At 72.4% G+C, this 18,956-nt stretch carries 15 protein-coding genes; 8 read left to right on the plus strand and 7 right to left on the minus strand.

All coding sequences use genetic code 11. From position 1 onward, the window contains the following. Positions 1-123: 123 nt before the first annotated feature. Complete coding sequence (locus tag ABZ810_RS47320; protein ID WP_358415327.1) at positions 124-786, minus strand: DUF4097 family beta strand repeat-containing protein; 663 nt, start codon at positions 784-786, stop codon at positions 124-126. Positions 787-1,049: 263 nt separating this feature from the next. On the opposite strand from ABZ810_RS47320, the gene ABZ810_RS47325 reads away from it, so the two are divergent. The 3 genes from ABZ810_RS47325 to erm all read left to right on the plus strand — a co-directional run bounded on the left by ABZ810_RS47325 (position 1,050) and on the right by erm (position 6,299). Further along, on the plus strand, positions 1,050-1,805 hold the full coding sequence (locus ABZ810_RS47325; protein WP_358415330.1) for a helix-turn-helix domain-containing protein: 756 nt from the start codon (positions 1,050-1,052) through the stop codon (positions 1,803-1,805). A 122-nt stretch (positions 1,806-1,927) separates the two neighbouring features. Further along, positions 1,928-5,218, plus strand: a complete 3,291-nt coding sequence (locus tag ABZ810_RS47330; protein WP_358415333.1) for a S8 family serine peptidase — start codon at positions 1,928-1,930, stop codon at positions 5,216-5,218. Positions 5,219-5,498: 280 nt separating this feature from the next. Beyond that, entirely contained in the window at positions 5,499-6,299 is an 801-nt protein-coding gene (erm, locus tag ABZ810_RS47335) for an ErmE/ErmH/ErmO/ErmR family 23S rRNA (adenine(2058)-N(6))-methyltransferase (RefSeq protein ID WP_358415336.1), read from the plus strand. Here the strand turns inward: erm and ABZ810_RS47340 are convergent. Next, positions 6,262-6,855: a TetR/AcrR family transcriptional regulator gene (locus ABZ810_RS47340; protein WP_358415339.1), complete on the minus strand. Its 594-nt coding sequence runs from the start codon at positions 6,853-6,855 to the stop codon at positions 6,262-6,264. The genes erm and ABZ810_RS47340 overlap by 38 nt on opposite strands. 85 nt (positions 6,856-6,940) lie before the next feature. On the opposite strand from ABZ810_RS47340, the gene ABZ810_RS47345 reads away from it, so the two are divergent. From ABZ810_RS47345 to ABZ810_RS47355, 3 genes are all read left to right on the plus strand, one after another. Further along, a complete protein-coding gene (locus ABZ810_RS47345; RefSeq protein WP_358415341.1) occupies positions 6,941-7,921 on the plus strand; it encodes a phosphotriesterase-related protein in 981 nt (326 codons plus the stop codon). A gap of 108 nt (positions 7,922-8,029) precedes the next feature. Next, entirely contained in the window at positions 8,030-8,878 is an 849-nt protein-coding gene (locus ABZ810_RS47350; RefSeq protein WP_358415344.1) for a DivIVA domain-containing protein, read from the plus strand. Between the two features lie 185 nt (positions 8,879-9,063). Then, on the plus strand, positions 9,064-10,197 hold the full coding sequence (locus ABZ810_RS47355) for a trypsin-like peptidase domain-containing protein (protein ID WP_358415347.1): 1,134 nt from the start codon (positions 9,064-9,066) through the stop codon (positions 10,195-10,197). On the opposite strand, the gene ABZ810_RS47360 is transcribed toward ABZ810_RS47355, so the two are convergent. The 4 genes from ABZ810_RS47360 to ABZ810_RS47375 all read right to left on the minus strand — a co-directional run bounded on the left by ABZ810_RS47360 (position 10,169) and on the right by ABZ810_RS47375 (position 14,108). After that, positions 10,169-10,987 carry an SDR family oxidoreductase gene (locus ABZ810_RS47360; RefSeq protein ID WP_358415350.1) on the minus strand — a complete coding sequence of 273 codons (819 nt, stop codon included), beginning with the start codon at positions 10,985-10,987 and terminating at the stop codon, positions 10,169-10,171. The two genes, ABZ810_RS47355 and ABZ810_RS47360, sit on opposite strands and share 29 nt — an antisense overlap. Positions 10,988-11,077: 90 nt before the next feature. Beyond that, a complete protein-coding gene (locus ABZ810_RS47365) occupies positions 11,078-12,304 on the minus strand; it encodes a cytochrome P450 (protein ID WP_358415353.1) in 1,227 nt (408 codons plus the stop codon). Continuing rightward, complete coding sequence (locus tag ABZ810_RS47370; RefSeq protein WP_358415355.1) at positions 12,301-13,311, minus strand: phosphotriesterase-related protein; 1,011 nt, start codon at positions 13,309-13,311, stop codon at positions 12,301-12,303. Before ABZ810_RS47370 ends, ABZ810_RS47365 begins: the two co-directional genes overlap by 4 nt. Continuing rightward, a complete protein-coding gene (locus ABZ810_RS47375; protein WP_358415357.1) occupies positions 13,308-14,108 on the minus strand; it encodes a phytanoyl-CoA dioxygenase family protein in 801 nt (266 codons plus the stop codon). The genes ABZ810_RS47370 and ABZ810_RS47375 overlap by 4 nt, the downstream gene beginning before the upstream one ends. A gap of 135 nt (positions 14,109-14,243) precedes the next feature. Between ABZ810_RS47375 and ABZ810_RS47380 the strand changes: the two genes are divergently transcribed. Next, positions 14,244-15,143, plus strand: coding sequence for a TIGR03621 family F420-dependent LLM class oxidoreductase (locus ABZ810_RS47380; RefSeq protein WP_358415360.1), 900 nt, complete (start codon positions 14,244-14,246; stop codon positions 15,141-15,143). A gap of 56 nt (positions 15,144-15,199) precedes the next feature. Further along, positions 15,200-17,491, plus strand: a complete 2,292-nt coding sequence (locus ABZ810_RS47385; protein ID WP_358415363.1) for a LuxR C-terminal-related transcriptional regulator — start codon at positions 15,200-15,202, stop codon at positions 17,489-17,491. A 24-nt stretch (positions 17,492-17,515) separates the two neighbouring features. Here the strand turns inward: ABZ810_RS47385 and ABZ810_RS47390 are convergent, their stop codons facing one another. After that, positions 17,516-18,361: a hypothetical protein gene (locus tag ABZ810_RS47390; RefSeq protein ID WP_358415366.1), complete on the minus strand. Its 846-nt coding sequence runs from the start codon at positions 18,359-18,361 to the stop codon at positions 17,516-17,518. Positions 18,362-18,956 lie beyond the last annotated feature (595 nt).

The raw sequence follows: 18,956 nt of genomic DNA on the forward strand, positions 1-18,956 counted from the left end.
ATACCGTCCAGCACGACCTTCTCACCACTCTTGTCACGGTAGGACTTACGCAGCCCTTCCACCGCGATCGCCAGGTTCGTCATGATGCTGCTCCTCAGGGGGTTCTGGTTCGGGGGCCGGCGGTCAGAGGCTGCGGGCGGTGATGTCGCCCTGGCCGGTGGTGGCCTGGATGTTCAGGTCGATGGCGCCGTCGTTCTTGAGGCTGTTGCTGACGCGGCCGTAGCTCGTGCCGGCGTCCAGGGCGGCCGAGACACCCGCGGCGACGCCGACCGAGATGTCACCGGACTGGGCGCTCAGGACGACCGTGCCGCTGACGGCCTCGGCGACCCGGATGTCGCCCCGCTGGGTGCTGATCTCCGCGGAACCGTTGAGGCGGCCGACCTCGACGTCGCCGTCGAACGCGGTGAGGCGGAGGCCCGCCACCTCGTCGATCTTGATCTGGTCGTACGCGCCCTCGAAGGCGACCGCACCGAGCTTGCCGACGGCGCGGAACTCGGCGCTGGCGGCCTTGGCCTCCACCTGGGAGCCGGTGGGCAGCTGCACGGTCACTTCGACGGCTCCGGAGGCGCCGAGGAGCTGGTTCTTGGCCGAGTACTGGATGCGCAGGACGCCGTCGGCGTAGTCCACCGTGACCTGCTCGGCGGCCTTCACGTCGCGACCCTTGGAGGCGTCGGCGGGCAGGACCTCGACCGCGGTGTCGGCCCGGTCGGCGGCGATGACCTGGACCCGGCCGGCCGGGATGTCGACGACGGCGGTGATCGGGGCGGGGGTGTCGTACGTGTTCATGATGCTCTCCGTTGCGTTGGCGTCTTCGCGGTTTCTGACAAACGAAAAGCTACGTTGCTTTCCAGATTCCTGCAACAAGATCTTTGCTTAAGAAGTACATCTATGCAGTTCAAAACCGAATAATCATTGCAACAGCCTCTCGTTTAACGCAACGACTCGACCATCGTTCGTTGCAATACACTGAGGGTTAACGCTATGTTGGGGGCGTCAGGGAACGCCGAGCAGCGCCGCGGGGCCGCCCGTGGGCCATGAAGGGGGTCGTGATGCCGGGAGGCAGGCTCACCCAGCAGGAACGGCAGCAGATCGCGGCAGGGCTGGCCGACGGCCTGGCCTACGCCGAGATCGCCCGCCGCCTCGATCGCCCGACCTCGACGGTCACGCGTGAGGTGATGCGCAACGGCGGCCCCGCCGGCTACCGCGCCGACCTGGCCCACCGCGCCACCGAACGGCGCACGCACCGAGGCCGGCAGGCCTCGGTGCGTGGCGCGGAGGCGCCCCCGCAACCCCATGGCCGCGACGCCGAGGCGGTGCGCGACTACCAGGAGACCCTCACGACCGTCTTCATGACCTCGGGCCTGCCCAAGATGATGGCCCGGGTGCTGGGCTGCCTCTACACCACCGACTCCGGCAGGCTCACCGCGTCCGAGCTCGCGCAGCGCCTCCAGGTCAGCCCGGCGTCCATCTCCAAGGCGATCACGTCCCTCGAGAGCCTGGAGCTCATCCGCCGGGAACGCGACGAGGGGCGCCGCGAACGGTACGTCGTCGACGACGACCTCTGGTACCAGTCGATGATCCGCAGCGCGCGGGACAACAACCGGCTCATCGAGGCGGCCCGGGACGGCGTCGGCATCCTCGGCGCCGGCACGCCGGCCGCCACCCGCCTGGAGAACATCGCCCGCTTCCTCGACTTCGTCAGCGAGGGGCTCACCCGCGCCGCCGAGCAGGCCCGCGAGATCCTCTACACCAGCACCGAGGCGACCCCGGACGGCGCCGACGAGCCGGATTCAGATCACGCCTAGACGGCCGTCCTGACGTGGACACCCCGCCGGGGGCGGGCGGTATTGCCGGGACCTGACAACTGTGCCAGCATGTGCTGGCACGGTTGAGGCCCGGTCAGCTCCCCGCGTCAGGAGTGGTCGTCGTGACCCGAACACCCCGCCGCCGTTCCGTCGCCGCGCTGCTGGTCGTGGCCGCCTCCCTCGCCGCGGGGCCACCTGCTCAGGCCGCGCCCGCCGCACCCCCCGAAGCTCCGGTCGCGGCGGGCGAGCCGCGGACCGTCACGCTCGTCACCGGCGACCGGGTCACGGTCGTGGAGCGCGCGAACGCGCGCCCGCTGGTGACGATCGACAGGGCGCGCGGGCGGGCGCACGCCGCGTTCACCAGCGAGATCAAGGACGGCCGGATCATCGTGACGCCGGCGGACGCCCGGCCGCTGATCGCGCGGGGGCGGCTGGACGCCCGGCTGTTCGACGTGACCCAGCTCCTGAACTCCGGGTACGGCGACGGGCGCCGCGACCGGCTGCCGCTCATCACCGAGGGCACGCCCACCCTGCGGGCGGGCACGTCCAGGCGGATCGCCGGCTCGCGGCTCAGCACGGTCGACGCCGCCAAGGGCGAGCTGCCCGGCCTGTGGCGCACGTTCCGCGCGGACCCGTCCGCCAGGCTCTGGCTGGACGCGAAGGTGAAGGCGAGCCTGGACGTCAGCGTCCCGCAGATCGGCGCGCCCGCGGCGTGGGAACGCGGCTTCACCGGCAAGGGCGTCAAGGTCGCCGTGCTCGACACCGGCGTGGACTCGGGCCACCCGGATCTGAGCGCGGCGGTGCGCGAGCGGCGCGACTTCACCACGTCCGGCACGGTGGAGGATCGTGTCGGGCACGGCACCCACGTGGCGTCCATCCTGGCGGGTTCCGGCACCGCTTCGGGCGGGCGTTACCGCGGCGTCGCCCCCGACGCCGAGCTCGTCAGCGGCAAGGTGCTGGGCGACGACGGCGAGGGGCTGGAGTCCTGGATCATCGCCGGGATGACCTGGGCGGCGCGGGAGGCCAAGGCCAAGGTCGTCAACATGAGCCTGGGCTGCTTCTGCGACACCGCGGCCGTGGACCCGATGGAGGCCGCGGTCAACGACCTGTCGCGGGAGACCGGCACGCTGTTCGTCACGGCGGCGGGCAACTTCCCCTGGCCGGCGCCGGGGCTGGTCGCGCTCCCGGCCGCCGCCGAAGGGTCGCTGGCCGTCAGCAGCGTCGACCGTTCCGACCGGCAGGCCGTGACCGCGCAGGGACCGGTGCCCGGCACGTACGCGATCAAGCCCGACCTGCTCGCCCCGGGCATCGACATCACGGCCGCCCGCGCCGCCGGCACCTCGGCCGGAACGCCCGTCGACGACCACCACACCCGCGCGTCGGGGACCTCGATGGCGACGCCGCACGTGGCGGGCGCGGCGGCGATCCTGGCCCAGCAGAACCCCGGCTGGAGCGGTGAGCGCATCAAGGCCACGCTGCTGAACGCCGCCAAGCCCCTCCCCGGCGTGGGCGTCTACACCCAGGGCGCGGGACGGGTGGACGTCGCCAAGGCCACCGCGCCCCAGCGGGTCGGCGCCGTTCCCGGGAGCGTCAACGTGGCGCTGCCCTGGCCCGACTCGGGCGACGCCTCGGAGCTGGCCAGGAAGATCACCTACACCAACTCCGGCGGCGAGCCGGCGGAGCTGACCCTGTCGGCCGCCATGACCGGGCAGCAGGGTGAGGCGCTCCCGGCCGGGGCCGTCGACCTCGACCGGGACCGCGTCACCGTGCCGGCGGGCGGCGAGGCCACCGTCACCCTCACCTTCCGCGGGGTCGCCGGCATCGAGGCGGGGCTCTACACCGGCCACCTCCTCGCGAAGGGCGCCGACGGCACGGACGTGGTGCGCACTCCGCTGGGCGGTCACCTGGAGCCGCCCACGGCCTCGGTCACCCTGCCCGTCCTCGACCGGAACGGCGAGCAGGTGGCCTTCCCCCAGGCCACCCTGCGCAACCTGGACACCGGCCAGAGCTACGACGCCGAAGGGTGGCTCCAGGAACCCGCCAAGGCCCGGGTGCCGCCCGGCACGTACCTGATCACCTCGCACATCGGCACCGGCGACGAATGGCGGTCGGTCGTCGTCCAGAAGGCCGTGCTCGCCGCGGGCGCCCGCGAGATCACGCTCGACGCCCGCCGGACCACCCCGGTCGACCTCACCCACGACCGGCCGGACGCGGAGCTGAGCGCCGTCGACGCCCAGGTCGTCTACGCCACCGACACGTTCTGGGTCGCCTACTTCCTGGGCGGCGACGCGACCCACCGGATCTCGGTGACGCCGTCGGACGAGCCGGGCCTCAACTACACCGTGACGACCATGTGGCAGCGGCGCGGCGCCACGCTCGACCAGCCCAGCCCGTACGTCTACCGCGACTTCCGCTACGTGAACGGCAGGGTCCCGGCCGATCCTGGCCTGCACACCCGCGACTCGGGGATGGCGCGGATCGACACCACCGTGCGCTTCCACGGCGGCGACGCGCGCCACGGGCAGATCGGCTGGTCCGCGCACCCGGCGGACGGCGAGTTCTACGGCGGCACGCGGCAGACGGTCGACCGTCTCCTTCCCGCCAGGTTCACCCTGCACCTGCGCCCGGACGACCCGCTGCGCTGGGGCGCGCAGCTGTCGACCTACGTCGACCCCGACCAGTGGCGGACGCGGACCGTCGACCTCGAACGCTCGCCCCGCCGGTACCGGGCCGGCCGCACGGCCGACGTCTGGAACGCCTCGGTGATCGCGCCGGCGGCGAGCTACGACGAACGCGACGGCGACACGCTGAGGGTCGAGGAGGGCAACCCCTGGACCGCCGCCCTCGACGACCGGGGACGCGACCTCATGACCTCGGGGCGCATGCGGCTGAGCCAGGGCGGCACGGTCCTCGCCGAGACCGAGTTCACCCCGCTGACCGGCACCCCGTGGCTGCGGGCGGCCGTTCCGCCCGACGCCGCCACGTACACGCTCTTCAAGTCGTTCGAACGCCGGGCCACCGTCTCGCCCAAGATCGAGGCGCTCTGGACGTTCCGTTCGGCCCGGCCGGGAGCAGCCGACCCCGAGACGCTCCCCCTGACCGCCGTCCGCCTCCTCCCCGCCGGGCTGGACGACCTCAACCAGGCGCCGAAGGCCAGGCCGACGGTCATCCCGGTCTGGGTGGAGCGCGCCCCGGGATCGCCCGGCTCGGCGCCGAGGTCGCTCAAGGTGGAGGCCTCGTTCGACGACGGCGCGACCTGGCGGTCCGTCCCGTTCGCCGGGAAACCGGGCGCCGGCACGGTCACCGTCGCCCCGCCCGCCGGCGCGGCCTTCGTGACCCTGCGCGCCACCGCCGTCGACGCGGCCGGCGACAAGGTCGTGCAGACCGTCTTCCGCGCCTACGCCCTCAAGTAGCGAAAGGACGTCACCGGAGTGCCGGGCCCCGGCACTCCGGAAAACCGTTTGCCGGACGATCATCAGCACCCCTAGCCTCACGCGCATGGGTATGAGTGGCACCGCGGTCCGGGCGACCGTGTGGGCCGTTTCCAGCCGGCTGCGCGGCCGTCCCGCCTTGGACGTGCCGGACCGCGCCTGATCTCTCTTCGCTGACGGCGGCGCCTGTGTGCGCGCCGCGTTCCCGCATGTCCAGGGCTCCGAGATCCCATCGGTTCCCGATCCCCTTGGACACGCGGCCATGCCCCATTCCCCTTCGCGCCATCTCCTCTCCCAGAACTTCCTCGTCGACGCCACGACGATCCGCCGGTACGCGCGGTCGGTCGGCGGCGGGCCCGGCGACCTCGTCGTCGAGGTCGGCGCGGGCGACGGACGCCTCACCGCCGCGCTCGCGGCGGGCGGCGCGACGATCCACGCCCACGAGATCGACCCCCGCCTGGCCGGCCGCCTGCGGGCGCGCGACCTCACGAACGTGCACTGCCACCAGGGCGACTTCCTGCGGACGCGCCCGCCGGAACGGGCGTTCCGGGTGGCGGGCAACATCCCCTACTCGGTGACCTCCGGGATCGTCGGCTGGTGCCTGCGCGCCCCGCTCCTGACGTCCGCGACACTGATCACCCAGCTGGAGTACGCGCGCAAGCGCACCGGCGACTACGGGCGCTGGAGCCGCCTCACGGTCGAGACGTGGCCCGCGTTCGGCTGGCACCTCGGCGGCCGGATCCACCGCAGCCGCTTCCGGCCCGTACCGAGGGTCGACTCGGCGGTCCTGCACCTGGACCGCCGCGCCGAACCCCTGCTCCCCGCGGCGTCTCTCACCGGCTTCAGGCGCTGCGTCGAGCTGGGCTTCTCCGGCAAGGGCGGCAGCCTGCACGCCTCGTTGCGCACCGCCTACCCGCGCGCCCTGGTGGACGCCGGATTCCGCGCCGCGAACATCGACCGCGCCGCCGTCGTCGCCTACGTCCACCCTGACCAGTGGATCGCCCTCTACCTCGTCCTCAGCGCCGTCAGCGGGGCTCCAGGGCGGCGAGGACGAAGGCGGTGACCTCGGCGGCGAGCTCGGGGGCGGTCTTGGGGCCGTCGGCGCGGTACCAGCCGGGCATCTGATTGACCATGCCGAGGGCCACGATGGTCACGGTGTCCGGCGAGGTCACGGCGGAGAAGGCGCCGTCCCGCTGCGCGTCGGCCACGATCCGCCGGAACGTGACGTGGTAGCGGCGGCGGTCGCCGCGCAGGACGTGCATGCGCTCGTCGTCGAGGCGGTGCGACTCGCGGGCGAACACCTTGGCCTCGTCGATGTGCTCGGCGGTGCTGTTGATCAGCTCGGTGAGGATGGCGCGGACCGTGTCGCGCGGCGGCAGCCCGGCCGCGACCACCCGGTCGAGATCCGCGAGTTGCCGGGCGATCAGGGAATGGTAGATCTCGTAGAGCAGATCGTGCTTGGAGTCGAAGTAGTGGTAGAGGGCGCCCTTGGTGACGGCGGCGGAGGTGACGATCTCCTGGACGGACGTGCCGTCGAAGCCGCGTTCGGCGAACAGGCCGACCGCCGCGTCCAGGATGCGCCGCTCGACCGAGCTCGACCGGGGAGTTCGCTTGGCCACCGTGCTCCTCCCATTGACGTGTGGGCCGCTCGGTCATAGCTTGCCAGAAACCGACCAGTCGGTATGCAGCCGAGGAGACCACCCCATGCCAGCAGTGGAGACCGCCCGAGGCCCCGTCGACGTCGACGCGCTGGGCCGGACCCTCATGCACGAGCACGTCTTCGTCCTGTCCACCGAGCACGTCGAGAACTACGGCACCGGCGCCTGGTGGGACGAGGAGGAACGCGTCGGCGACGCGATCACCAAGCTCCACCAGCTCGTCGAACGCGGGATCACCACGATCGCCGACCCGACCGTCTGGGGGCTCGGCCGCTACATCCCGCGGATCGCCCGGATCGCCGAGCAGGTGCCCGACCTCAACATCATCGTGGCGACGGGGATCTACTCCTACAACGACGTTCCGTTCCAGTTCCACTACCGGGGCCCGAACACGCTGCTGGGCGGGCCGGAACCGATGGTCGCCGACTTCACCCGCGACATCACCGAGGGCATCGCCGGCACCGGCGTCAAGGCCGCCTTCCTCAAGTGCGCGATCGACGCGCCCGGCCTCACCCCCGGCGTCGAGCGCATCCTGCGCGCGGTCGCCGCCACCCACCGGGAGACCGGCGCGCCGCTCACCGTGCACACCGAGAGCACGTCCCACGCCGGCCGGATCGTCGTCGACCTCCTCGGCAAGGAGGGCGTCGACATGACCAAGGTCGTCATCGGCCACGCGGGCGACAGCAACGACCTCGACTACCTCAAGGAGCTCGCCGACACCGGCGCGATCCTCGGCATGGACCGGTTCGGCCTCGACCTGCTCAACCCGACCGCCAGCCGGGTCAGCACGATCGCGCGGTTGTGCGAGGCGGGCTACACCGACCGCATGGTGCTCAGCCACGACGCGAGCTGCTACATGGACTGGTTCGGCCCCGACCCCGACATGTTGCGCGGCATGGCGCCCAACTGGAACTACCGGCACATCAGCGACGACGTCCTGCCGTCCCTCCGCGCCCTGAACGTGACGGACGCGCAGATCGACCAGATGCTGATCGAGAACCCCCGGCGCTACTTCAGCGGCGGCTGAGCCGGGGCGGCGCGGCGACGGCCGGGCAGACCGGACTCCGTGGCCGTTTCCGGCCGGAGGCGCCAGAGTAGGGCACCGAGTAAGTTTGCCTGCCAGGAGGTGTCCTTGATGCCGGAGTTCTCCGTCGTGATGCGCGGTTACCACCGGCGGCAGGTGGACGAGCTCGTCGCCCAGGTCGAGGGCACGCTCGGCCGCGGGCCGCTGACCGGGCAGCCGATCAGCCTGAAGGAGTTCGGCTGGATCGAGTTCGACATCGCCGTGCGCGGCTACGACAAGTTCGAGGTCGACGGCGCCATGCGCGCGTACCGCCGCGAGCTGGCCGCCCACGAGGGCGTCGACCTGCCCGCCGACGTCCCCGACCCCGACCCGGGCCTGGGAATCATCTTCGGCCCCGCCGAAGACGAGCCTCCCCCCACGCCCCGACCCCCCGGCCCCCGATCCTCACCCGCCGCGTACGCCCCGCCCCCGGCGTACGCCCCGCCCCCGGCGTACGACCAGCCCCCCGCGGCCGAACGCCCCTCCGTGTACGGGCCGCCTCTGGAGTACGACTCCCCTGCGGCGTACGGCCGGCCGGCGGCGTACGACCGGCCATCGGTGCGCAACCCGCCCGAGGCGTACGTCCGGCCGGGCGGCTCCCCCGCGCCCGCGGCCTATGGCCGGCCCGCGGGGTACGACCGGCCCGCGGACGCGTTCGCGGACCATCAGGCTCCGCTGATCAGTGAGGTGCGGGGGGAGCACTCGTTCCCCGTGCGGTTCCGGGGGTACGACCGGGCCCAGGTCCACGATCTGATCGCGCGCATCTGGGGCACGCTCGGCCGGGCGCGGCTGGACGGGCTTCCGGTGACGCGCGAGGAGCTCAACAACCCCCGCCTCGACGTGGTGCTCGGCGGATACGACCGGCCGATGGTCGAGGAGACCATCGGCCGCTACCTCCGCGAGCTGCTCGAACGCCACTGACCCCATGCCCGCCGACCCCATGCCCGCTGACCCCGACGCCCGCTGACCTCCATGCCTGCCCACCCCATGCCCGCCGACCCCCATGCCCGCCGACCCCGCGCCGCCCGGAGCCGCGCGAGCACGCCGGTCGTTCGCCGGGTGTACGACCCGCCCTTCCGGGCATCGCACGCCTGAGGAGGCGATTCGTGAGCGATATTCAAGATCGTCATGATTCGGGCGGGTCGGGGGCGGGGTGCGGGTGCCTGGCGGTGGCGCTCCTGCTCGCGGTGGTGGCCGTCCTGCTCGGCCGCCCGTTCCTCACCGACGACGGCGACGGGGGTGCCCAGGCCGCGCCCGAGGAGTCGGTCGTCGCCACACCCACCAGCGAACGACCCCGGTCGAAGAAGCCCAGCGGCCGCAGGCCCGGCGTGGTCAACATCTTCACCGAGCAGGGGCTGCGCGGCGTCCGCGCGGCGGGCACCGGCATCGTGGTCGACCCGTCCGGCCTGGTGCTCACCAACAACCACGTGATCCAGGGCGCCACCGAGATCGAGGGCACCGACACCGACGACCGCCGCACCTACCCGGCGCAGGTGCTCGGGTACCAGAAGTCCGGCGACATCGCGCTGATCAGGCTGTCCGGCGCGTCCGGGCTCAAGACCGCGAAGTTCGCCGAGAAGTGGGAGGTGCGGCTCGGCGACGTGGTGACCGCGGTCGGCAACGCGGGCGGCAAGGGCGGTACCCCGTCGGTCGTCACGGGCAAGGTCACCGCGCTCGACCGGCAGATCACCGCCACCGACCAGAGCGACGGCAGCTCCGAACGGCTGACCGGCCTCATCGAGACCAACGCGCCCATCAAGCCGGGCGACTCGGGCGGACCGCTGCTCAACACCTCCGGTCAGGTGATCGGCATGAACACCGCGGCCTCGGCGGGCTTCGACCTCGAGAAGAAGGGCGCCTCGCGGGGGTTCGCGATCCCGTCCGCCAAGGCGCTCGAGATCGTCCGGCAGATCCAGCGCGGCGAGGCGTCCGACACCGTGCACATCGGCCGCACCGCACTGCTCGGCGTGCAGGTCCGCCAGCCCACCACCCCGTCGGGCGGGCGGGCCGGCGGCGCCTACATCGCCGATCTCATCCCGGGGACGCCCGCCGAGCAGGCGGGGCTGCGCGCCAGGACCACGATCGTGGCGCTGGACGACGAGCCGGTCGACTCGCCCGGTTCGCTCACCGACATGCTGCTGCGCCACCACCCCGGCGACACCGTGCGGATCACCTGGACGAACGCGGCGGGCGAACGCCGCACCACGCCGGTCACCCTCGGTGACGGCCCGCCGCAGTAGCCCAGCTGCGCAGGGCGTGCTCGGGCCGGTGCGCGGTGGTGCCCGAGTCGATCACGATCGTCTGGCCCGTGATGCAGCGCGCCTCCGCCGACCCGAGAAAGGCCACCAGCGCGGCGATGTCCTCGGGTTCGCAGGCGTCCGGGAGGACACGTTCGGCCGCCTTCTCGGCCATGCGCTCGGGTGACGCCGCCAGGAAACGCCGCGCGACCGCGGTGAGCACCAGGCCGGGCGCGACGGCGTTGCAGCGGATGCCGCGCTCGCCGTACATGGTGGCGACGTAGCGGGTGAACGAGACGAGCGCGGCCTTGGCCGACCCGTACGCGGCGTGGTCGGTGTCGCCGACGAGCGCCGACACCGACGAGGTGTTGACGATCGCGCCGCCGGGGCCCATGTGCGGGACGGCGTGCTTGACGCAGAGCATCGACCCGCGCAGGCTGACCGCCATCGTGCGGTCCCAGACGTCCACGTCCATCTCGGTCACGCCGAGGTCGCGTCCGTAGACGTCGCGCGACAGCGCCGCGGCGTTGTTGTGCAGGACGTCCAGCCGCCCGTACGCGTCGACCACGGCGGCGATCATCGCCCGCACGGCGGCCTCGTCGCTCACGTCGGCCTCGAACGGGTGCGCGGTGCCGCCCTCCTTGGTGATCAGCTCGGCGGTCTCCGCGGCGGTTCCCGCGTCGATGTCGGCGACCGCCACGCTCGCGCCCTCGGCGGCCAGCCGCACGGCGCAGGCACGGCCGATGCCCGACCCGGCGCCGGTGATCAGGGCGACGCGCCCGGTGTACCTCACGCGCGCCTCACCGCCGGCCCACGCGCGGGCTCACCGCGCGACTCACCGCACGCCTCACCGCACGCCTCACCGCGCGACTCACCGCGTGACTCACCGCTCGTCCCACTCGACGGGCAGGGAGGTCAGGCCGCGGCCGACCAGGCTGCGGCGGTACTCGGGCCGCGCGCCCGGCGCCAGCCGCAACGAGGGCATGCGGGACGTGAGCTGCTCGAACGCGATCTCCATCTTGAGCCGGCTCAGCGCCGCCCCCACGCAGTGGTGCACGCCGTACCCGAACACCAGGTGGTCGCGGGCGTTCGGCCGCCGGATGTCGAACCGTTCGGGATCGGGGAAGACGGTCTCGTCGTGCCCGGCCGAGTCGGCGTGCAGCAGCACCTGGGCGCCCTCGGGGATCGTCTGCCCGTGCAGCGTCACCGGCGCGGTGGTCGTGCGGAAGCTGCCGAGGCTGGCGCCGTCGATGCGGAAGCTCTCCTCGATCATCCCCGGGATCAGCGCGGGGTCGGCGACGATCTCCGCCCAGACGTCGTGCTCGCGCATGAGCCGGTAGATCGCGTTGGAGACCCCGTTCGGCACGGTGTCGTTGCCGCCGAGCAGCAGCGCGCTGATGGTCTCCACGACCTCGCGGTGGGACAGGCCCTCCGGGCCGGTGTCGATCAGTTCGGCCATCATCGACACGAAGTCGTCGCGCGGGTCGGCGCGGCGCTCGGTGACCAGCCGGTCGACGTAGTCGAGGTACTTGAGGAAGTCCTGGGCCAGCTCGTGCTGGCGTTCCTCGGGCTGCGGCGACAGGAAGAGCTGGAACCAGGAGTAGACCCAGTGCTTGACCTGCTCCTCGTCCTCCGGCGGCACCCCGATGAAGACGGCCGCGAGCCGGGCGGACGGCAGGTGCGCGACGTCCGCCACGAAGTCGGCCTCGCCGCGCGGGATCACGTCGTCGAGGACCGCGTCGACCTTGACGCGGAAGTCGTCGCCGAGCCGCGAGACGGCCCGCGGCGTGAAGGCGCGGGAGATCGCGCGACGCATGCGGGTGTGCTTGGGCGGGTCGACGTTGGCGGCGAAGTCGTCCAGGAACGAGCGGTGCTCGCCGAGCGTCTCCTTCACGGCCTCGGTCAGCGTCCGGGAGATCGTCAGCGACCCGACGCTGGAGAACGTGGTGTGGTCGCGGTACGCGCCGCGCACGTCGTCGTGGCGGGTCAGCACCCACATCTGGAGATGCTCGCTCCAGAAGACCGGCTTGTCGTGCCGCAGGTGGCGCAGGAACGGGTACGGGTCGGCGACATGCCAGGCGGCGGTGACGTCGAAGTCCGCGGGGATCACGGGCGGCCTCCGGTGAGGATCGTGCGGGGGTTGTCGACCAGCATCTGCGTGATCTGCTCCTCGGTGACGCCCGCGGCGCGCAGCGCGGGCAGCACGTCGCGGGAGATGTGCAGCAGGTGATAGTTGGGATGGCGTTCCTTGACCACCGCGGGCTCGAAACGGTCGTTGAAGCAGTACGAGTCGTGCGAGAGGACCATCCGGCCGGCGTGCCCGCGCTCGCACATCGCGACGACGGTGGCGACGCGGTCCTCGAACGAGGTGAACTCGATCCCGAAGCGGTCCATGCCGAGGTACGAACCGTTCGCGACCAGCTCTTCCAGGTAGGCGAGGTCGGTGGAGTCGCCCGCGTGGCCGATGACGACCCGGGACAGGTCCACGCCCTCTTCGGCGAGGAGTTTCTGCTGGTCGAGGCCGTTGCGGGTGGCCGATTCGCTGTGCGTGGTGATCGGCACCCCGGTCTCGCGGTGGGCCCGCGCGACCGCGCGGATGACCCGTTCGACGCCCGGAGTGATGCCCTGGCGGCCGGTGGCGCACTTGAGCATGCCCGCCCTGACGCCGGTGCGGCCGATGCCGTCGGTGATGTCGCGGACGAAGAAGTCGGCGAGGCGGTCCGGCCCGCCGAACAGGGAGCCGGGCCCGCGGTTGCCGAAGTACGGCGGCAGCGCGTCGTAGGTGTAGAGCCCGGTCGCCGCGACGATGTTGATCTCGGTCAGCTCGGCGACCCGCTGGACGGCGGGCACGTACCTGCCGAGCCCGATGACCGTGAGGTCCACGACCGTGTCGACGCCGGCGGCCTTGAGGTCGTTCAGCTTGCCCGCCGCCTCCTGGGCGCGCAGCTCCAGGTCCCAGCCCTCGGGGATGTCGGGCCAGTTCCACAGGATCTCCGGGCTGAGGCCGAAGATGTGCTCGTGCATCAGCGTCGCGCCGGGGTCCCGGACCACCCCGCCGAACGTCTCGACCCCGCGGAACGCCTCCGCCCCGCCGCTCCGGTCCGTTCCGCCGCTCATGTGACCACCGGGACCACGGGGAACATCGGGTGGTCGAACGGCTTGTTGACCTCCAGGCCCAGGCCGTCGGTCTGCCCGTAGGCCGCGCCCGTGTAGAGGGCCGTCGCGTCGAAGTAGGTCGCGGTGAACGAGAGCCTCGGCTCGGCTCGCTCGTTGGCGGGGGCGCCGTGGACGACCAGCGAGCTGTGCACCGTGGCGTCGCCCGCCGCCAGGTCGATGGGGTCGGACAGCTCCAGCGTCTCCAGCCACGGATGCTGGCTGAGCGCGTCGTCGTCCTCGCGGACGAAGCTGCGCCCGAGCGAGCCGTGGTGGTGCGACCCGTTGTAGAAGCGCAGCGAGCCCATGTCGGCGGGGACGTCCGCCAGGGCCAGCCAGACGGTCAGCATCGCCGACCGGTCCATCGGCATCCACGGGAAGTCCTGGTGGAACACCGTCGCGCCGTGGCCGTCGCCGTTGGCGGGCTCCTTGATCAGCAGGTTGGTCACCTGGAGGCGGACGGCGTCGACGCCGACCAGCAGCCTGCAGACGTTGCGGGCGAGCTGCGGCGACAGCGCGAGCGCCGCGTACGCCTCGTCGTGGCGGGCGATGTCGCGGTCCTGACCGAACGCCTGGTCGACATAGCTGTTGCGGAACCGGTCGCGGCGTTCGGCCAGCCGCTCCAGCGCCCGCTCCCGCAGGCCGTCGACGAACTCCGGCGCGACCAGTCCGGGCAGCCGCGCCCATCCGTTGGCGCGGAAGTCGGCGATCTCTCGCTCCGACACCTCGCGCACCGGAGCCTGCAGTACGGAAAGACCCATGAGCGCCCCTCGCTGTCTCTTCCCTGGCGACGGTAGCGCCGCATATCTTGTCGAGCAAGCGCTTGGTATCACCGCTTGACGACGGCGCCCGGCATCCGCGCCCGGTATCGCCGCTCACCGCCAGGAGGTCGCAGGGTGTTCCGTTTCGCCGCAGTGATCCGGATGGCCGGCTCCGCACGGGAATGGGCGGAGAAGGCCCGCCGCCTGGAGGAGTCGGGCTTCGACGCGCTGCTCGTTCCCGACCACCTCGTCGGCCCGCGCTTCGCGCCGGTCGCGGCGATGACGGCGGCGGCCTGCGCGACGTCCCGGCTCAAGGTCGGCACGCTGGTCTTCGCGAACGACTTCCGGCACCCCGCCGTGCTCGCCAAGGAGGCAGCGACCATCGACGTGCTCTCCGGCGGGCGCCTCGAACTCGGGCTCGGCACCGGCTGGATGGCGCACGACTACCACCGCGCCGGGCTGACCCTCGACCCGCCCGGCGTGCGCGTCGACCGGCTCACCGAGGCGATCGACGTCATGAAGGGCCTGTGGCGCGGCGGCCCGTTCTCGTACGAGGGGAAGCACTACACGCTCGACGGCCTGGAACAGGAGCCGACACCGCTGCAGCGCCCCGGCCCCCGCCTCATGCTGGGCGGCGGCGGCCCGCGCGTCCTGCGCCTGGCCGCCCGCGAGGCCGACATCGTCAACCTCACCATGCGCGTGCGCGCCGACGGCTCCGGCCCCGACACCTCCGACGGCGGCCTCGACGCGTTCCGCCGCAAGATCGAGATCGTCAGGGCCGAGGCGGGCGGCCGCGAGGTCGAGCTCGGCACCTCGATCCTCAGCGTCGGCCGCGACCACTCCGACGCCGGCTGGAGCGCCGCCGCGCCCGAGGCCCAGACCGACACGCCGCAGGTGCTGACCGGCGACACCGCCAAAATCTGCGATGACCTGCGGCGATGGCGCGAGGAACTCGGCCTCACCTACTTCGTCCTGCACCACGAGAACGAGCTCGCCGCGTTCACCCCGGTCGTCTCGGCGCTCGTCGGAACGTGACCGCGGGCGTACGATACGGAGGCGAACGATGACCTGACGCGACGGCCGGGGCTGCGGTGACACGTCTTGCGGTGGAACGGCGGCCGGGAAACCTCCCGGCCGAGGTCACGACGTTCGTCGGCAGGCGCCACGAACTCCTCGAGGTCAGGGCCGCGCTCGAACGTTCACGCCTGGTCACGCTGTGCGGCCCCGGCGGCGTCGGCAAGACCCGCCTCGCGCTGCGCGTCGCCGCCGACCTGTGCCGAGCGTTCGACGACGGCCTCTGGCTCGCCGAGCTGTCCGCCCTGCACGAGCCCGCGCTGCTCTCCCGGCGCGTCGCCGACGCCCTGCGGCTGCCCGACCTGTCGGCCGGCGACCCGCTGTCGCTCCTGGCCGAGCACCTGGCCGACCGGCGCCTCCTGCTGATCCTCGACACCTGCGAGCACCTGCCCGACGAGTGCGCCAAGCTGGCCGAGGTGCTGCTCCGTGCGGCGCCCGGCCTGCGCGTCATCACCACCACCCGCGAGCCGCTCGACGTCCTCGGCGAGCACGTCGTGCGCATCCCGCCCCTCCCCGCGCCCGAGCCCGGCTCCCCCGGCGCCGCCACCAGCGACGCCTCGGCGCTCTTCGTCGACCGCGCCGGCCTCGTCGTCCCCGGCCTCACCCCCGCGACGCTCGACACCGGCACGGTGGGCCACCTCTGCCACCGGCTCGACGGCATCCCGCTCGCGATCGAACTGGCCGCCGTCCGGCTGCGCACGATGTCGCTCGACCAGATCATGGAACGCCTGGACGACCGTTTCCGCCTCCTCGGCGCCGCCCGCGGCCGCCACGACCGCCAGCAGACGCTCCGCGCCACGGTCGAGTGGAGCCACGACCTGTGCGGCCCCGAAGAACGCCTGCTCTGGGCCCGGCTCGCGGTCTTCCCCGGCGGCTTCGACATCCCGGCCGCCGAGGCGGTCTGCACCGACGACGACCTGCCCGCCGACTGGCTCGCCGACACGCTCGGCCGCCTGGTCGACAAGTCCATCGTCCAGTACGAGCGCGAGACCGGCCGCTACGCCATGCTCGACACGATCCGCGAGTTCGGCGCCGAGAGGCTCGACACCCGGGGCGACCACGCCGCCCTGCGCCACCGCCACCGCGACCACTACCTGAGCCTGGCCCGGGACGCCTTCGACCACAGCCTCGGCACCGAGCAGATCGTCTGGCTCGACCGGCTCCGCCGCGAGCACCACAACCTGCGCGTCGCGCTCGACTACTCCCTCTCCACCCCCGGCGAGGAGGGCACCGGCCTCGACATGGCGCGCGTCCTCCAGCACTACTGGGTGTTCCGTGGCGCCTTCGGCGAGGGCCGCGACTGGCTCCGCCGCGGCCTGGCGGCCTACGACACCCCCGACACCATCCGCTGCCGCGGCCTCCTCGTCTCCGCGATCATGCACAGCCTCGTCGCCGAGACCGGCCTCGCGCGCACGTTCATCGACGAGGCCGCCCCGTTCGTCGCCCGGGCCGGCGACGCCGACCTCACCGCCCAGTCCCTCCTGGCCGAGGGCCTCCTGGCCTACTGCGCCGGCGACGAGCAGGCCGGTCCGCTCCTCGAAGCCGCGATCGAGGCCTTCGAACGGAACGGCTACCGCGAGGTCTACTCCCTGGCCGCCCACCCCCACCTGGCCACCATCCGCCTCTACGACGGCGACATCCCCGGCACCCTCCGGGCCTGCGACGAGGGCCTGCACACCTGCGACCGCACCGGCGACCGCCTGGTCCGCCAGTTCGTCCAGATGTGCCAGAGCCTCACCCTCCTCCTCAGCGGCGACATCGAGGGCGCCGCCGCCGGAGCCTACGAGGCGATCCCCGCCTCGGCCGACTCCGGCGAGCTCCTGGCCACCGCCGTCGCCCTCGACACCTACGCCGCCGCCCTCACCGCCCAGGGCGACCCGTTCCGCGCGGCCGTCCTCATGTCCGCGACCGACCGTTACTGGGCCCTGATCCGCTCCCCCATGCTCGGCCCGTCGTACGCCGACCTCCGCAACACCTCCCGCGAGGCCGCCTTCGCCCCGCTCGCCCCCGCCGACCGTTCTGCGGCCGAGGCCCGCGGCTCGGCGATGACCCCCGCCGAAGCCCTCGCCGAAGCCCGCCGCGAACCCGCCGTCCCGTCCCCGCGTCCCGAGGCCCCGGCCGGCGCCCAGCTGTCGCGCCGCGAACTCCAGGTGGCCGCCCTCGTCGCCGAGGGCCTGTCCAACCGCGAGATCGCCGACCGCCTCGTCATCGCCAAGCGCACCGCCGACTCCCACCTGGAGCACATCCTGGCCAAGCTCGGCTTCACCTCCCGAGCCCAGATAGCCGCCTGGCACGAACGCCACCCCTGAGACGGCCCCGTCCCGTCCCCGGGCTCACTTCTCGCAGTCGCCCGTCGTCCACGGCCAGTTGGCGACCGGGGTGTCATGCGTCAGAGCGCAGATGATCGTGGCACCCTTCTCCTTGCCATACCGGTCCCTGATCTCCGCACGCATGGTCGCCCACTGCCTGCGGGTGTCCAGGATCGCCCACAGAACAGCGCGTTCCTGGTTGTCGGAGATGGACCCGCGAGCGCTCGTCCCGTCCCTGGTGACCGCACCCGTCACCGGATCGATCTGCGCGACGTCCTTGTTCAGGTCCTCGTCATGCCGGATCCGTCCCACGCACTCGTCCGACGGATAGCAGCCGGTGCTGAGCCGTTCGGGAACGTCCGACGGCTGCGACAGCGGCGGCCGGAAGCTCATCAGCGGGAACACCGCGCTCTGATGAATGCCCGGCGGGTTGCTCGTCCCGGTCGGCTTGGACGTGTCGTGCGAGTCCACCCAGTTGGAGTGCGAGTAGAAGTCCTGGACCCCGTGCAGCGCCCGCCCGAACAGATCCACGAACCGGCACTTGGCATGCCTCCTGTCCCCGGGCGCCCCGTAGTCGGCACAGACCGAACGGGTCTCCCAATGCGACAGGTCCCCCTCGTCGTCGAAGACCGTCCCGGCCTGCTCGGCGGCACCGTGGAACCTGCCGCGCAGATGCCGAAGGCAGTCGACGAGCCGCCCGGACGCCTGCGCCCGGCTCCGCACGTACTCCTTGCCACCGTTGTCCTCCGGCCGGATGTAGTCGGCGTTGTCACAGTGCGCCGTCGGATCGTCCAGCTCACCACCGCTCGCCCACGAGTCGGGCGCCCCGACCCCACCGAGGTACCCGCGATAGCCCGCGAGCGCGTCCATCGAGTCCGGCTCGAAGCACGTCCCATCGGAAGACCGCCCCTCCGAACACTCCAGCGCCGCCCGCGTGATCTTCTCGTGCTCCCCGTGCCCCGAAGAGAACCAGTAGTACGTAGCGAACGCCTGCGCCTCGGAAGGCCGAACAGCCTGCCCCGCCACAACAAGCCCCGAAACCGCCGCCACCACCAAGCCGGCCGCCAGGCCGCCCCGCAGCGGCCCCCTCCGCATCAAGCCACGACGCCCACCCACCCGGCGCCGTACCCCCACCCTCACTCCACGCATGCAAAGCCCTCTCGCTCCGAGGTGTCAGACCCGCCCACCCCGAGCGGCACCATCGCCTCAGGCCTTCCGTCCACCCCCGCCCTCCCACACCACCCCCACCCCCGCCGTTACCCCCACCTACCAAGATCTTTAACCGCACCCCACTCCCACCACCGACATTCCAGCCCCGAACGTCACCAAAACGCCCCCACCAGCTCACTCGAACCGGTCACCGGGTGGGTGGGGGTATCTCTCCAAGTGTGGAAAGTGATCTTGCTGGGAAGTGAGTGATCTGGGCCGATGGTCCACTTCTTCGGGGGGAAGCATCATCATGTCG

Source organism: Spirillospora sp. NPDC047279, assembly GCF_040643285.1.
Taxonomy (GTDB): domain Bacteria; phylum Actinomycetota; class Actinomycetes; order Streptosporangiales; family Streptosporangiaceae; genus Spirillospora.